This is a genomic window from Bacillus sp. 123MFChir2 (assembly GCF_000383235.1).
Lineage (GTDB): Bacteria > Bacillota > Bacilli > Bacillales > Bacillaceae_G > Bacillus_A.
The window spans coordinates 54,256-70,290 of record NZ_KB910928.1 but is presented as its reverse complement, the minus strand read 5'-3'; the positions used below and the strand labels follow the sequence as shown (position 1 = coordinate 70,290).

15 protein-coding genes and 1 tRNA gene are annotated in these 16,035 nt (G+C 37.9%); 10 read left to right on the top strand and 6 right to left on the bottom strand.

Annotation, left to right across the window (positions count from 1 at the left end; genetic code table 11):
* Nucleotides 1–114 precede the first annotated feature (114 nt).
* Nucleotides 115–969, top strand: a complete 855-nt coding sequence (gene racE / locus H280_RS0104930; protein WP_020060004.1) for a glutamate racemase — start codon at nucleotides 115–117, stop codon at nucleotides 967–969.
* A 265-nt stretch (nucleotides 970–1,234) separates the two neighbouring features.
* On the opposite strand, the gene H280_RS0104925 is transcribed toward racE, so the two are convergent.
* The 5 genes from H280_RS0104925 to nirB are packed head-to-tail and all read right to left on the bottom strand — an operon-like array spanning nucleotide 1,235 to nucleotide 6,603.
* Nucleotides 1,235–1,684, bottom strand: coding sequence for a precorrin-2 dehydrogenase (locus H280_RS0104925; RefSeq protein WP_020060003.1), 450 nt, complete (start codon nucleotides 1,682–1,684; stop codon nucleotides 1,235–1,237).
* Nucleotides 1,677–2,387 carry a sirohydrochlorin chelatase gene (locus H280_RS0104920; protein WP_020060002.1) on the bottom strand — a complete coding sequence of 237 codons (711 nt, stop codon included), beginning with the start codon at nucleotides 2,385–2,387 and terminating at the stop codon, nucleotides 1,677–1,679. Before H280_RS0104920 ends, H280_RS0104925 begins: the two co-directional genes overlap by 8 nt.
* Nucleotides 2,384–3,808: a uroporphyrin-III C-methyltransferase gene (locus tag H280_RS0104915; RefSeq protein ID WP_020060001.1), complete on the bottom strand. Its 1,425-nt coding sequence runs from the start codon at nucleotides 3,806–3,808 to the stop codon at nucleotides 2,384–2,386. Before H280_RS0104915 ends, H280_RS0104920 begins: the two co-directional genes overlap by 4 nt.
* A 59-nt stretch (nucleotides 3,809–3,867) precedes the next feature.
* Nucleotides 3,868–4,185: a nitrite reductase small subunit NirD gene (nirD, locus tag H280_RS0104910; RefSeq protein ID WP_020060000.1), complete on the bottom strand. Its 318-nt coding sequence runs from the start codon at nucleotides 4,183–4,185 to the stop codon at nucleotides 3,868–3,870.
* A gap of 12 nt (nucleotides 4,186–4,197) precedes the next feature.
* Complete coding sequence (gene nirB / locus H280_RS0104905; RefSeq protein ID WP_020059999.1) at nucleotides 4,198–6,603, bottom strand: nitrite reductase large subunit NirB; 2,406 nt, start codon at nucleotides 6,601–6,603, stop codon at nucleotides 4,198–4,200.
* 462 nt (nucleotides 6,604–7,065) lie between these two features.
* Between nirB and H280_RS0104900 the strand changes: the two genes are divergently transcribed.
* The 6 genes from H280_RS0104900 to H280_RS23040 all read left to right on the top strand — a co-directional run bounded on the left by H280_RS0104900 (nucleotide 7,066) and on the right by H280_RS23040 (nucleotide 11,356).
* The gene (locus H280_RS0104900) at nucleotides 7,066–8,106 is read left to right on the top strand and encodes a GerMN domain-containing protein (RefSeq protein ID WP_020059998.1); all 1,041 of its coding nucleotides are present in this window, start codon (nucleotides 7,066–7,068) and stop codon (nucleotides 8,104–8,106) included.
* A 134-nt stretch (nucleotides 8,107–8,240) separates the two neighbouring features.
* The gene (rph, locus tag H280_RS0104895) at nucleotides 8,241–8,978 is read left to right on the top strand and encodes a ribonuclease PH (protein WP_020059997.1); all 738 of its coding nucleotides are present in this window, start codon (nucleotides 8,241–8,243) and stop codon (nucleotides 8,976–8,978) included.
* Nucleotides 8,979–8,988: 10 nt separating this feature from the next.
* Entirely contained in the window at nucleotides 8,989–9,600 is a 612-nt protein-coding gene (locus H280_RS0104890; RefSeq protein WP_020059996.1) for an XTP/dITP diphosphatase, read from the top strand.
* Between the two features lie 64 nt (nucleotides 9,601–9,664).
* Nucleotides 9,665–10,171, top strand: coding sequence for a metallophosphoesterase (locus tag H280_RS0104885; protein ID WP_020059995.1), 507 nt, complete (start codon nucleotides 9,665–9,667; stop codon nucleotides 10,169–10,171).
* Nucleotides 10,172–10,271: 100 nt separating this feature from the next.
* Nucleotides 10,272–10,345, top strand: a tRNA-Gly gene (locus H280_RS0104880).
* A gap of 600 nt (nucleotides 10,346–10,945) precedes the next feature.
* Nucleotides 10,946–11,356, top strand: a complete 411-nt coding sequence (locus tag H280_RS23040) for a hypothetical protein (protein ID WP_020059994.1) — start codon at nucleotides 10,946–10,948, stop codon at nucleotides 11,354–11,356.
* 560 nt (nucleotides 11,357–11,916) lie between these two features.
* Here H280_RS23040 and H280_RS0104870 read toward each other — a convergent pair.
* Nucleotides 11,917–12,531 carry a PH domain-containing protein gene (locus H280_RS0104870; protein WP_020059993.1) on the bottom strand — a complete coding sequence of 205 codons (615 nt, stop codon included), beginning with the start codon at nucleotides 12,529–12,531 and terminating at the stop codon, nucleotides 11,917–11,919.
* A 304-nt stretch (nucleotides 12,532–12,835) separates the two neighbouring features.
* On the opposite strand from H280_RS0104870, the gene H280_RS0104860 reads away from it, so the two are divergent.
* From H280_RS0104860 to tig, 3 genes are all read left to right on the top strand, one after another.
* Entirely contained in the window at nucleotides 12,836–13,084 is a 249-nt protein-coding gene (locus H280_RS0104860; protein WP_020059991.1) for a hypothetical protein, read from the top strand.
* 209 nt (nucleotides 13,085–13,293) lie between these two features.
* On the top strand, nucleotides 13,294–14,301 hold the full coding sequence (locus H280_RS0104855) for a hypothetical protein (protein ID WP_020059990.1): 1,008 nt from the start codon (nucleotides 13,294–13,296) through the stop codon (nucleotides 14,299–14,301).
* 249 nt (nucleotides 14,302–14,550) lie between these two features.
* The gene (gene tig, locus H280_RS0104850; RefSeq protein ID WP_020059989.1) at nucleotides 14,551–15,834 is read left to right on the top strand and encodes a trigger factor; all 1,284 of its coding nucleotides are present in this window, start codon (nucleotides 14,551–14,553) and stop codon (nucleotides 15,832–15,834) included.
* Nucleotides 15,835–16,035: the final 201 nt, after the last annotated feature.

The window sequence follows — 16,035 nt, the reverse complement described above, 5'->3', positions numbered from 1 at the left end:
GGCTTTCATGTAAAGAAAAGCCGGTTATTTTTGTATCTTGCAAATTACTAGAAAAAGGAGGAAAATGAAAAGGTCTATTCATGTACATAAGGTGAACCTTCTATTATTCTATGAATGAGTGCACTGTTTGGAAATGTACAGTTAGATTATGAAAGAGAAAACGGGGCGATTGTTTTGAATAGAGCGATTGGTGTAATTGATTCAGGTGTTGGTGGTTTAACAGTAGCAAAAGAATTAATTCGGCAATTACCGAAAGAGCGAATTATATATTTAGGAGATACAGCACGTTGCCCATATGGTCCGCGATCTCGTGAAGAAGTAAGACAATTTACATGGGAAATGACAGAGCATTTACTAGCGCGTGATATTAAGATGCTTGTAATTGCTTGTAATACAGCAACGGCAGTTGTGCTTGAAGAAATGCAAAAGAAATTATCTATTCCAGTTGTAGGTGTCATCCATCCAGGTGCGCGTACGGCACTGAAAGTGACGAATACGTACAATGTTGGTGTGATTGGAACGATTGGAACAGTGAAAAGCGGTGCATACGAATACGCATTAAAGTCGATCAACAACCGCGTATTCGTAGAGAGTTTAGCTTGTCCGCCGTTTGTTGAGCTTGTGGAGAGTGGAAACTTTGAGAGTGAAATGGCGTATGAAGTGGTAAGAGAAACATTGCAACCATTGAAGGAGACGGAAATTGATACATTAATTTTAGGATGTACGCATTATCCGATTTTAGAACCAGTTATTGGGCGGGTTATGGGCGATTCTGTACAATTGATTAGTTCAGGTGATGAAACAGCTCGTGAAGTAAGTACGATTTTGTATCATAGTAAGATGTTGTATGATATAGAAGAGCAAAGTGATCATCTTTTCTTAACAACAGGAGAAATTGATGTGTTTAAAGAAATTGCTTCGAAGTGGTTTGGACAACCAATTGAGAATGTGAAGCATATCGTTTTATAAATCCAAATTGAAGAACTGACATAAAACCTCCTTTTTTAGGGGAGGCGAGAGCGTCTGGCCGCGCATAGGAGCGGTCAGGGCCTTTTTCTGCAACATGCCATGTTTGAAACAACAGGAGTAGGCATGTTGTATTCTGCATAGCAGCAATCTATGTGTTGAAATATAGAAAGACCATCCTTATGCAATGGATATTTGCATAAGGATGGTCTTTTTTGCAGGATCGACGCTTTACTGTTCATAAGAGCTGTAACCACTGCTGAAAGTTTCACTTGATAAGTTGCGGAAGCGTAGCTGTTAGTTCTTGTTTGATTCGTTTGGCGAATGCTGGATTTTTACCTGAAGTAGATATACTTACAATGTATTCATTATTTCGAATAACGGCAGGTGTGTGAAAAGATGATTGTGTGCCGTCACTTACGATATTAACCCACTGAAAATCATGTGCTGCTTGTTTGACCGTCATGTTTACATCGTGATGATTTGTTGCGGCATAAATGAGATGAGCATCTTTTATGTCTTCATCTGTAAATGCTTTTTGTTTCCATGTAATATAGGAGAGTTTCTTCATTTCCTCGCAAATTTCCGGACTCACAACGGTGACAAGGGCTCCTGTATCCTGTAATCCACACGCTTTTCGGTATGCAATTTTGCCGCCTCCAATAATGACAACACGCTTTCCTTGTAGATTACATGTAAGGGGATATAAGTTATACATGTACATATTCCTCCATTCGTTCTAATAATGCGGACTTCATATAGGGATCAAATTGAAGGCAGTTACATGTTGTCACGTTCGTATACGTGTGCGTACGGCGCTCAATTTTTTGAAGTAATAATCCAGTAAAGAGAAGGTATGGCATGACATATACGTGCTGAGCCGCTGCTGCTATACGATCAAGTTTTTCGGTAAAAGAAGGTGCTCCTTTTGTTAAAAAAGAGCAGGAAACTGGTATACCGATTTTTCGCTCAACTGCGGATCCAATTTTCTGCAATTCATGTATAGGCTGAGTATCACTACTACCTCGGCCGACGAGTAGAATTTCGCTATCTTGTATAGGCAATGCTTCTCGTATTCTTTTGATTACAAGTTCAATCATGAGTGGGTGTGTACTAAATGGTGGTACAACTGAAAATGTAATATGCGGAAAGCGCCTTTTCACTTGCTCAATTTCGAAAGGAACGTCACGTTTATAATGAGCCGCTGCAAATAATAAAACAGGGACAAGTAAAACCTCAGTTGCTCCGTCTAAAATTGCTTCTGTAATTGCATCTTGGACAGTTGGTGTTGTGAGTTCAAGAAAGCCGATTTTTTGAATACCTTCATTTCGCTCTTTTATAACGGACTGGACAAAGTGGATGAATTGCTCATTGCCTTCTTGTAATCGACTGCCGTGCCCAATATAAACAATTCCTTTCACCGTTTCGTCACTTCTTTCTCGTTAAAAATTGCTTGTAATTCATAATCGATGTTTTGGAATCCGACTTTATTTGCGTACTGTAAAGTTAGTTCATCTGTATACGAGAATGGTAAATTGACAATATGCATGAAACCAAGGCGTTTAACTTCTGCTATAAATGTATCAATTGCGGCGCGCCCTTCAAATACAATGCTATCCCATGTAAATTCAGAGAGCATACGTGTATGGATTTCATCAAAACGATGATCGATTTGATATTCATGTGTCATTATATAAGAACCATTTCCGATCTTTTCTTGAATAACAGCAATTCGATTTATATTTCGTCCTAGATATACAGTTGGTTTTGTAGAAAACCTTGCTTGTTCACTGAAGAGTCCATATTTCATAAGTGCTTCCTCAGCAGTATGATTCATATGCTGGAGAACTCCTTGTAAGGAACGAATATCTTTCCGGTGCTGTGCGCATGATTGTAACAAAATTGCTACGCTTTCGGCTGAACAGAAAACAAGACGTTTGGCATCAAAAACTTCGCGGAGTTGTTCCTGTGTTAATGTGTAATCTCGTTTTTTGAAAGTTGGAATTTGATAAGTCTCTGCTCCAGCTTCTTGTAATGTTTGCTCTGCTTTACTTGTTTTATTTGATGAAGAGGCGAGCAAAACTTTTTTTCCGTGTAATGGCTTATGTTCTTTCCAAGCGATTTGTTTACGTAAGGATACGACATCCCCGACAATTGTCATGGAAGGGTTGGAAATGTGTTCCTTTTTGACGATATCAACAATTGTGGCGAGCGTACCTGTAACAACTCGCTGTCTTCCGGTTGTACCCCATTCGATGACTGCTACTGGTGTATCTTTTTTCTTTCCAGTTTGCAGTAAGTTTTCGCAAATGGTCGGTAAGTTTTTAATACCCATGTAAAAGGCAACGGTATCACTATTTAAGAGTGAGTTGTAGTTGACATGATCCTGAATCGGTCCTTTTGTATGACCGGTTAGTAATGTCACGCTATTACTGTAATCACGATGGGTGAGAGGGATGCCGGCATACGCGCTTGCGGCGATGCTAGATGTAATACCTGGTACAATCTCATATGGAATGTTTTCTGCTGCTAAAGCGGCTGCTTCTTCACCAACTCGGCCAAAGATAGAGGGGTCTCCGCCTTTTAAGCGGACAACAATCTTACCTTCTTTAGCAAATTGAAGTAAATGCGCGTTAATCATTTCTTGGCGCATCACATGATTTGTTGGCATTTTTCCGCAGTAGACAAGTTCGCATGTTGACTTTGTATAGCGAAGTAAATTTTGATTTAACAAGCGGTCATATAAAACAATATCTGCTTTTTGTAAGCACTCGATTGCTTTTTTTGTAATAAGCCCTTCATCACCAGGTCCTGCACCAACTAAATATACGTATCCGTTCATCTCTACACCTCATCTGTTTTTACTGGAAAGGAAGCCGAGAAGAGGCTTCCTTGTATAAGTTACATGTATATATAAATATCGCCATCAATAATTTGTACTTCATACGTTTGAATACAGCCATCATCAGGTTTTTGTACTTCACCTGTTCGTAATGAAATTTTCCAATCGTGTAGCGGACAAAAGACAAATTCGCCAGAAACAATTCCTTCCGCTAATGGGCCATTTTTATGAGGACACCGATTTTCTACAGCGCGAATGTCGCCGTTTGCCAGGCGAAATAAGGCAATAGACATATCCTTTATGCGAACTTCCTTACCGATTTGTACAGGAAGATCCGTGGCAGCCATAATTTTTATTTTTTCTTTCGTTTGTAACATATGAATCGCTCCTTATTTTACACTCTCTACTTCATACATTGTTTTTAGTGACCCGGTTTCTAGTGCTTGTCCCCAAGCTTCTTCGTAGGTATTTCGTGCTGTTTGGAAGCGTTCGTTTAATATAGCAACCATACTTTCATCTTGCAGCACTTCTTTTATTTGATCTAAGCCTAGTCGTTCTACCCAAGGGGCTGTACGCTCGCCGTAAATACCAGTTTCGCGGTAGTGTTGCACGTAAGCTGTGGCGATGCGGAGTACATCTTCTTCTGAAGGGACAATCATTACAAAGTCAGCTTCGCGTACTTCTGTACCACCGTTACCTCCGATATAAAGCTGGAAACCATTTTCAACACAAACGACGCCGAAGTCTTTCGTTAATGCTTCTGCACAGTTACGCGGACAACCTGTTACACCCATTTTCATTTTATGTGGTGTATCTACCATTTCTAATGACTGTTCAAGCAACATGCCAAGTCCTAATGAATCTTTTGTACCGAAGCGGCAGAAGCGGGATCCGACACATGATTTTACATTACGAAGAGACTTCGAGTAAGCGTAGCCAGAATTCATATCGAGATCAGCCCATACTTTTGGTAAATCTTCTTTTTTTACACCATATAACCCGATGCGGCTTGCACCTGTTATTTTCACGAGCGGGACGTCGTATTTCTTCGCAACTTCTGCAATTTTCATTAAATCATCTGCAGTTGTAACGCCACCGTACATACGTGGAATCACAGAAAATGTTCCGTCATGTTGAATATTTCCATTCATTCTTTCGTTAACGAAGCGGGATGCTTTATCATCGGCATACTCTTCTGGGCAAATCATCCGTAAATAATAATTTAATGCAGGGCGACATTTTGAACAGCCTTCTTCGTGGGAGAAGTTAAGAACGTTTCGTACTTCTTTTGGTGACTTTAACCCTTTCTCGTGAATTGCGGCTACAACTTCATCGCGAGATAAGGTTGTACACCCGCACATGCCTGCAACTTGGACAGAAGCATCAAAGTTATCTCCAAGTGTATGAGATAAAATTTGTTCCACAACTGGGCGACATTTACCGCATGATCCTGCAGCTTTTGTACACCCTTTTACTTCTTCAAATGTCGTTAAGTCTTGTTCTAAAATAGCGTGAACAATTGTTCCTTTTGTGACGCCATTACATCCGCAAACCGTTTCATCAGCACTCATACTTGCAACGTCAAGTCCGTTATCTTCACCAGCTTTATGTAGAAGAGAAGCAGGTGTGTATTCTTGTATATCTTCTTCTTTTTTTAGCATGCTGAAGAGGCGTGTGCCGTCAGTTGTGTCACCATATAAAACAATACCAACAACTTTATTGTCCTGGATGAGTACCTTTTTATAGGAACGTGTACATTCGTCAAAAATGGAGATTGCTTTTGTCTTATCATCTTCATAAATTTGACCAGCAGAGAATAAATCGCATCCTGCAACTTTCAGCTGTGTACCGACCATGCTGCCGGTATATCCATCAGTTTGTGCATTTGTAATGTGTTTTGCTAATACAGCACCTTGCTCATAGAGCGGTGCAACAAGACCATAAGCGATCCCTTTATGCTCTGCGCATTCACCAACCGCATAGATGGATGCATCATTTGTCTGCATATAGTCATTGATGACAATGCCGCGGTTCACAAGTAAATCAGCATCTTTTGCTAACTGTGTATTTGGACGTATACCAACAGCCATGACGATTAAATCACATTCTACAATATCGCCATCTGCAAATTGAATGCCCTCAACGTGGTTTGTACCAAGAATTTTTACTGTTTTCTTTTCCATAAGGAATTTCATGCCTTGTGATTCTAAATCTTCGCGCAATAGTGAAGCTGCTTTAGCGTCGAGTTGTTGTTCCATTAAGTGCGGCATTAAATGAACAACATGTACGTCCATTCCTAAGTCAATAAGTCCTCGTGCTGCTTCTAAACCAAGCAATCCACCGCCAATGACAACTGCTTTTTTATATTGTTTAGCGGTATCCATCATAAATTGTGTATCTTCGATTGTACGAAAACCTGTTACACCAGGGAGGTTTGCACCTTCCACGGGTAAAATAAATGCACTGGATCCTGTTGCGATTATGAGTTTGTCGTACATAACAAGACGATTCGTGTCTGTAACAATGACTTGTTCTTCTCGATCAATTTTCAGCACTTTTTCATTTGTATACAACGTAATATCATTTTCTTTGTACCAACTATATTCGTTCATAATGATATCTTGCATGTTTGTCTTTCCTTGTAGGACGTGGGAGAGCATAATGCGATTGTAGTTTGGGTGCGGTTCATCTCCGAAAATGGTAATGTCATATAAGGTATCGTTTTGTTTTAAAATTTCTTCGATGCAGCGTATTCCCGCCATACCATTTCCGATCATGACTAAACGTGTTTTCATATTCATTTCCCTTCTTTTATGTGAAATGTTTAACAATCTTTTATGCTTGTATTATAAAAGTTTTGAAGAATAAGGAGATGTGATATTTATCACAATTTTGAGGGATTCATAAATTGTTCAAAAATGTCTGTAATTTATTTTGTAACTACTCAGTCATACATTTCATTAGAAAGTTATTTTCATGTTTCATCATCTAGATTGCGGTTACGAAGATAAAAATGGACATCCACCTCGCTACCTTTCTTTGTCTTAAAACGTTGCACGTGGCAAGAAAAGGCCCTGACCGCTCTAACACGCGGCCAGTTGCACTCGCCAACCTAAAAAGAAAAGGGTGGTTCTGCCTTTTTTTTAGAGTGACTGAGTAGATACGTTTTTTTAGATAAGTTGTCATTGCTTGTTCTAAAGTGAAACTCGGGCTCGTATACATATAGTACAAACTTAGATTTTTTAGGGGGAAAGCATATGCCTAGATCGACTTTCAAATGGATTGTTTGTGCTACATTAAGTACAGTTTTATTAGCAGGATGCGGTTTGTTTAGTAAGGAAAAAGCAACAGAGCAAATTGATCCGCCTAAGAAAGTAACGTATACGGATGGTGAGAAGAAAGAAACTGCAAAACAAGGGGAAACGAAAAAATTAGATTTATATCTTGTAGATAAAAATGGTTATGTTGTGCCGCAAACGGTGCAGTTACCTGCTCCAAAAGATAACGCGGTAATTAAGCAGTCATTACAATACTTAGTGAAAGACGGACCGGTAACAAATGTATTGCCAAATGGATTTCAAGCTGTGCTCCCAGCGGATACAGAAATGACAGTTGATGTGAAAAAAGATGGGACTGCAGTTGTTGATTTTTCAAAAGAACTGAAAAACTATAAAAAAGAAGAAGAACGCCGCATTGTAGAAGCGGTTACTTGGACATTAACACAGTTTAAAGAAGTAAAGAATGTGAAGTTTAGTATGAATGGGCAAGATTTAGCGAAAATGCCTGTTGCTGGTACACCGATTGGTAATGGATTCAGCCGAGCGAATGGTATTAACTTTGACGATGAGCAAGTTGCGGATCTTGCAAATACAAAACCAATTACGCTGTATTTCTTAGCGCAAAATAATAAGCAAACATATTATGTGCCGGTAACACGCCGCGTTGCTGAAGGAAAGGAAAATGAAGCTGCGACAATTGTAAAAGAACTCGTGAAAGGACCGTCGCAAAAGTCGGCGTTAACATATGATTTTAATCCAGATGTGAGATTAATCAATGAACCAAAACTTGAAAAAGGGACCGTGACATTGAACTTTAATGAAAATATTTATGTGAATAAAGATAAAAGTGCAATTTCCAACTATGTATTGCAGTCGCTTGTATTATCTTTAACGGAAAAACAAGGTGTGGAAAATGTATCTATTCAAGTGAATGGAAAGGCGAATCTCGTTACAGAAAAGGGCGATAAATTAATAAAACCAGTGGATCGTCCGAAAAACGTGAATACAGGTAGTTTTTAAACGGAAATAATTTGATATACTGAATGTAGGAAGAGAAGGGGAATGCAGCTAATTCCCCTTCTTTTATTTCAATACATAACATAAATTTTGAATGGGCTATACTAACAAGTAGTAGTTACAAGGGGGTTATTTTTATGCGAGTAGATGGTAGACAAGCATCAGAGCTGCGCCGTATACATATTCAAACGAATTATTTAAAACATCCAGAAGGGTCAGTACTAATTGAAGTTGGTGATACAAAGGTGATTTGTACAGCAACGATTGAAGATCGAGTTCCTCCGTTTATGAGAGGGGAAGGAAAAGGGTGGGTCACAGCAGAGTATTCGATGCTCCCTCGTGCAACAGAACAGCGTACGATTCGTGAATCAAGTAAAGGAAAAGTAACAGGGCGTACAATGGAAATTCAACGTTTAATTGGACGGGCATTGCGTGCGGTTGTTGATTTAGAAGCGCTTGGTGAAAAAACAATTTGGATTGACTGTGATGTCATTCAAGCTGACGGAGGAACGCGAACAGCTTCTATTACTGGTGCGTATGTAGCGATGGTGTTAGCATTTGAGAAGCTTGTGGAAGCAGGGAAAGTTTCAAAACTTCCAGTGAAAGATTTCTTGGCGGCAACGTCTGTTGGAATCGTTGATGAGCATGGTGTTGTATTAGATTTAAATTATGCAGAAGATTCGAAGGCGAATGTTGATATGAATGTCATTATGACAGGAAAAGGACACTTTGTTGAAGTGCAAGGTACAGGAGAAGAAGCAACATTTAGCCGCGGTGAATTGAATGAGTTGCTTGATGTAGCAGAACAAGGGATTTTGCAGCTTGTTGAAATGCAAAAAGAAGCATTAGGTGATATTGTAACTCATATGGAATAGAGGTGGAAATATGAAACAAGTTGTCGTAGCAACAAAGAATGCTGGGAAAGTACGTGAATTTGCGGAGCTATTTGAAAAGTTTGATTTAGAAGTAAAATCCCTTTATGATTTTCCTCATCTTGAAGAAGTAGAGGAAACTGGTGAAACGTTTGAAGAAAACGCTATTTTAAAGGCGAAGCATCTGTGTAAAGAGCTAAATGAGATCGTCATTGCTGATGACTCTGGTTTAATTGTAGATGCGTTGCAAGGGAAACCAGGAGTCCACTCTGCTCGTTATGCAGGTGAGGAAAAGGATGATCAAGCCAACATTCAAAAGGTGTTAGACGGATTAAAGGATATTCCAATGGAGAAACGTACAGCACGCTTTTACTGCGCATTAGCTGTAGCCTTCCCGCAACAAGATAAAGAACCATTGATTGTAAACGGAACTTGTGAAGGAAAGATTTTAGAACAGCAGCGCGGGGAAAATGGTTTTGGGTATGATCCCATTTTTTATGTAGAAGAATACAAAAGCGCGATGGCAGAATTGTCGTCGGATGAGAAAAATAAAATTAGTCACCGCGGACGTGCACTTCGTAAATTAGAAGAAAAAATTCCAGTCTGGTTTTTAGGAGAAGAATAAAGTGAAACTTCCATTCGTGGGGGGCATCCCCCGCGAATAGCGGGATAATAAGGGAGCTAAACCGATGAAGGCGTTAATTGTGAGCGACAGTCACGGTTCTGTGAAAGAGCTAAAGCAATTAAAAGAACAGTATGAGGGAAGCGTCAATGTGATGATTCATTGCGGTGATTCGGAATTAACGGCGCAGCATGCTGAACTAGAAGGATTTCATGTAGTGAAAGGAAACTGTGATTATGCTGGAGATTTTCCAAATGATATTATCACAGAAGTACAAAATACACGTTTTCTTATCACGCATGGACATTTATACAATATTAAAATGACGCTGCAAACACTTTTATATCGTGCGAAAGAAGCAGAGGCAAATGTCGTTTGCTTTGGTCATTCACATATATTAGGAGCAGAAATCATAGACGATATTTTGTTTGTCAATCCAGGAAGCATCCTCTTGCCGCGTTCGCGAAGAGAAAAAACATTTGCCTTACTTAAAATAGAAGAGGATATAATGGACATTCACTTTCTAACTTTAGAAGGAACAATCGTAGCACAAAAAACATTTAAAATAGGGTGAAAAATTCTTCGCCCTATTTTTTAAAAATGGTGTTGACTTTCATTGGTATCGGTAATATAATGAAAACTGTCGATAAGGCGATTAGAAAAAAACATATTATGCGGGTGTAGTTTAGTGGTAAAACAAGAGCCTTCCAAGCTCTGGTCGAGAGTTCGATTCTCTTCACCCGCTCCATGTCCCAGTAGCTCAGCAGGATAGAGCAACGGCCTTCAAGAATAGGAGCCTTTATAGGGAAACAAGAACCTATAAAGTGGACGACACTATATCGGTGAAGCCTTAACAGTACGGCTGATGGTAATACCGAGGAAACTTACGATCTTCTAAGGAGATTGAGGAGTTTTGAATGATTAAGGAAACACCTTAATGGTAAAAACTCTAAAGTATGATGAAAATCATCGTGAGGTTCCGTAGAGACTACACGTGTCGCACCTGAAATGGTGAAGATATAGTCCAGACTACAAACAGTATTTGCTGGTAGCGAAAGCTATGGTGGTAAGCTAAGCCGTCGGTCGGGAGTTCGAATCTCTCCTGGGACGCTACAGAGAAGTGCATGAGTGCACTTCTTTTTTTATACCTCTTATATCGTTTGTTTAAACGGTGTGAGAGTTTTTTTTATTTTGGTTAAAAGAAAAGGTAGTAAAGGAATCTGTAATCTGCTTTAACTTTTGATTATGTTAAAAATTAAAGCAGGTTATTTGAATAATGAACAGAATATTTATTTTAGTAGTAGAAATATCGAATGGGAAGATTTGTAGTTCGCGAGGGGATAAATAAGTGAAAAAAATTTTAGTTGTAATAACGGTTATGGTCATAGGGATTGTAGGGCTTGTGGGCTATGTTCTTGTGCAAGATGGATTTGATATTAAGGTGAAAAATCAAACAAATAAAGAAGTGTCGGGTTTATATTTGACTTATGATAATATTAAATCGGATATTAAGATACCCTTAATTGCAGCAGGTGAAATTTATAAACTCAATGTAAATCCAACCGAGAATTCGAATAAGGATTTTGACGAGGGTGCAATGAAACTTCAATATAAAGATAACAAAGGAATTTTACACACAGAATATGTGATTGGATATTTTGAAAAAGGTTATTCTGGAAATGCTGTAATAACTATAAAATCTATTGATGATAATGGAAAACTTGATATAGAAATTAAAGAAAATACATCTTTGTATTAAAATGTGCAAATTTGGTTCATCACCGTAACATGGGGTTGATTTTTTGAAAGTGAATCATTTTCAATACATGGAACGGAGAGTGGCGACTCCTGCGGGAATAGCGAGGAAAGTGAGACCCCGCAGGCTTGCCGAGGAGGCTCGCTCTCGCCCGCGGAAAGCGTCCACTCGGAGTGGAGTGTACATCTATCTATATGTCACCCCTGTCTTTTGGTGATGAACCGCAATTCTTCATTAAAAGTTATTTTTTGGTACTAAGGTTTTTATTTGTTTCTTGAACGTATTCTTTTTTGCATCAGCCAATAGAACGGCAATGCTAGAAAGAACGGCAGGGTAGATTGCGTTGTTTGTTTCAAAGAACCGTCAGAGAAGTAAAGTGTATTTTGGTACATAAGCCAACTAATTTGAAACATATACCCAAAATGTATAAAGGATGATTATAGCTAGTAAATAAATAGAGGGATTATCGATATGTTAAGTTTCATGTGATTTTCCTTCAAAAAGATATAGAGCAAAAAAAGAAAGTGTCCTTAAAGGATACTTTCTTTTTTTGGAATGCTACATTAGTTGTTAATAAACTTCTCAAACACAAACCCAAAATCTTTTATATTGTATTGTTTCTTTGTATCAACAAGCCAGTTGAACGCAATTTGATTCATTTCTTTAAACTGTGCTGCAAGATCTACTTCGGCATTTCTTACATTACTTAATGTAGAAGATGCCATTTCTAGGCTTTTATGAGCGTATTGCGTCGCGATGTCATTTTCGTGAGTAATTTCAGCGATTTTTAGAAGTGCTTTATATAAATCTTTCACTTCTTCAATATGTTTTTTATGTATATCAATGGAGTAATGCTCCCCGCCCATAGTAAATTTGATTTCAACATCCAAATCGACGGTTCCAGCTGTTTCAAGCAGGACATTAGAAAGTTTATGTGTGTTGTAATTATAACGGCGAAGTGTACGTTTCTTGCTTACTGCACTCGTGCCGTCAACGTGAATAAGGGCGGTATTTGTAAAGCAATACTCGTCTGTTTTTGATTTGATTAAAAAATAAATTTTTTCATTTTCTTCATGCATGACATAATCGTCGGCATCTACTTTATCGTAATCGGCAGGAGTAATAACGGATCCAATATCACTTAAACCAAGCATGTCAGCTGCGACTTTTTTGAACATAATATCATCCTTCTTTCGTTTTGAAATTTCTAAATTATTTCAAAAGTATTATAACATGAGAGAAATAATTTTTGAGATATCTTACAATTCTGTAAGGTACATGTAAGGTTGTTCGATGTTAACTATTTCTAAATATTTTATAATAAAGGTAACAAAGACGAATCGAGGAGGAAAAAATGATGAAAGGATTAGCTGTAGCGGCATTAACAATTGCTTTTGGAGTTGTTGCGTATGACAAATTGACTGATATGATCGAGGTTGTAAAACAGTTAATCGCATAAATAAAGATTTAAGGGGACAGAGAATGGAATGGCTATTAGGAATGATTGGCGTTTGTAGTGTAATCTTATTATTCATGTTTCCAAGTGGATTATTAAGCTCGAGTGTAAGTATACTTTTCATCTGTTTAATCATCGGGACAATCATCATTATTATGTTGTTGATGAAACGTAGTAAGCTTATGTTCTTTTTTAGCATTATTGTGATGACGTTTATTGTTCTTCAAATTATAACCCTCTTTATATATCCTACTATTATAAAAGCTTTCCAGTAGACTCTCCGCATCGGCAGCAGAGAGTTTTTTATTTTATTTCTTCATGGAATTTCTACTTTCGTATTTTCCGCTGATGTATTTGATTTTTGTATAACAGAAATTGAGATTTTCACAATAAGAATGAACAGATTGCAATTATTGTGTTCCGAACAGTCATTTGTTATATTAACTTTAAAGTGTATTGAAAATCTAAAAAAAGAGGCGAGCGTATGGATAAAAAAGAAAGTACGGTCGTATTGTTTCCGCAATTGTCAGTGCGATTTACCGATGAAGGATTTATTGCATTGCGTGAGCGTCGGTTTGAAGATGCGTTAAAAAACTTCGAAATGTTGCGCCAATACGGAGCACAGACAGAGCAATCAGAGTTAGCTTCAGTTATTTGTTTGCTAGAATTAAAGGAAATGAAAGAAGCGAAAGAGCGATGTGAGCAATTGCTTGAAACAGGGGAGTTTTTATTTCAAGATATTCTTGAAACATATATTACGATTTTAGTACAAACAAATGATTATGAAGATATTATTGAAACGGTTCAGTCTGTTTTGCAAACGAAAGAAATAACAGTAGAACAAAAGGAAAAATTAGCACAACTTGCCTTGTTTGCAAAGGGTATGCTCGAGAGTGAAGAAGCAGTAGTGGAGATAGATGACAGTTTATCTTTTGATGAACCTGCGTTTGCGGATGCTTTGCTGACTGGTGACTACGGGGAGCAACTGCGCGCGGTGAATCGTCTTGCCACTAAACATGTCGAGAAGGCGTTGCCGACTTTGCGTACATTTTTAGTAGATGAAACGAAACACCCGTATATTAAAACTTCTATCTTATACATATTAATGGACTTTGGAATACAAGAGAAGGTAGATATAGAAAAGTTTGGTGAGACAATAACAGTTATACCGGCTAATTTGGCTTATAATCAATATGATACAGGAAAAGTGTTACATATATTGTCTGAGAGATTAGAACATGATAATCCATCGATGTATGGGGCAATTATTACATATTGGAAAGAAATGCAGGCAAGTCTTTTCCCGTTTCCTCTATTAACAGACAAAGATGAATTATGGGCAGCTGTTTTAGAGAGAGTTGGAAGGAAACGCTTTGGAATGTCAATTCATGAAGAGGAACTTCTTCGTGAGTATGGTATTACCCTGGAAGAATATCATATTGCATATCAGTGGTTTTTACGTATTGAGAAAGAAGGATTTATGCCAGTATAATGAAAAAGAATGTTTCAGTTATTGAAACGAGAGTATTCTATGTTATAATGTAAGGGTTGCAAAAGGCTTAAATCTGCCTTGTTATAAGAGAATAGAAACAAATATTCTCTTACTTATATGTTTCATATTATTCTCGAACAAAATATACCGCATTTGTCTTTTCGACAAATAGTAGATTGAGAAGTGTGTCCAAAGCCTCAATCTCTAAAGGTATGTGCATACATTATTACAGTTGGAGGGAAAGAATAAATGACTGCAAAATGGGAAAAATTAGAAGGTAACGTTGGCGTTTTAACAATCGAAGTTGATGTGAAAGAAGTAAACAACTCTTTAGACGCTGCGTTCAAAAAAGTAGTACAAACGATTAACGTACCGGGCTTCCGTAAAGGAAAAATGCCTCGTCCTCTATTCGAACAACGTTTCGGTGTAGAATCTTTATACCAAGATGCTTTAGATATCATCTTACCAAAAGCATACGGAGAAGCAATCGATGAAACTGGTATCTTCCCAGTTGCTCATCCTGAAATCGACATCGAGAAATTCGAAAAAGGTCAAAACTTAATTTTCACTGCAAAAGTTACTGTAAAACCTGAAGTGAAATTAGGCGAATACAAAGGCTTAACAGTAGAAAAAGAAGATGCTACTGTAACTGACGAAGATGTAGAGAACGAATTAACATCTTTACAAGAGCGTCAAGCTGAGCTTGTAGTGAAAGAAGATGGCACTGTTGAAAACGGTGATACAGCTGTAATCGACTTCGAAGGTTTCGTTGATGGAGAAGCATTCGAAGGTGGAAAAGGCGAAAACTACTCTTTAGCAATCGGTTCTAACACATTCATCCCAGGATTTGAAGAGCAATTAGTTGGTCTAAAAGCTGGCGAACAAAAAGAAGTGGAAGTATCATTCCCAGAAGAATACCATGCAGCTGAACTAGCTGGTAAACCAGCAACATTTAAAGTAACAGTTCATGAAATTAAAGTGAAAGAACTTCCTGCTTTAGATGACGAGTTCGCGAAAGATGCAAACGAAGAAGTTGCAACTCTTGATGAGTTAAAAGCAAAAATTCGTGAAAACTTAGAAGTAAGCAAAAAGCAAGAAGCTGAACACAAAGTTCGTGACGAAGTAGTAGAAAAAGCTGCTGCAAATGCAGAAATTGACATTCCAGAAGCTATGATCGAAACTGAGTTAGATCGTATGGTTCGTGAATTCGAGCAACGCTTAAGCTACCAAGGTATGAACTTAGAACTTTACTACCAATTCACAGGTACTGATGAAGAGAAATTAAAAGGACAAATGAAAGAAGACGCTGCAAAACGCGTAACAACTAACCTTGTTCTTGAAGCTATCATCGAAGCTGAAAAAATTGAAGCAACAGATGAAGAAGTAAATGCAGAAGTTGAAAAAATGGCTGAAATGTACAACATGCCAGTAGACGCTGTGAAACAAGCTCTTGGTAATGTTGAAGGTGTAAAAGAAGAACTTCAAGTTCGTAAAGCAGTAGATTTCTTAGTAGATAACAGCAAGACTGCATAATAAAATAACAAGGCACGACATTGCTCGTGCCTTGTTTTATAAATATAAATATATTTGTAAAACATTTTGTTATGAAGAAGGAAATGATTCTTCGAAAGTCGAATATACATATTTCAAAAGTTTTAAAAATTTTTTATTTGTACATAACTAACCATATTATTTGTATTTCTCGCCACGTAGTGACATAATATGTATTTACAT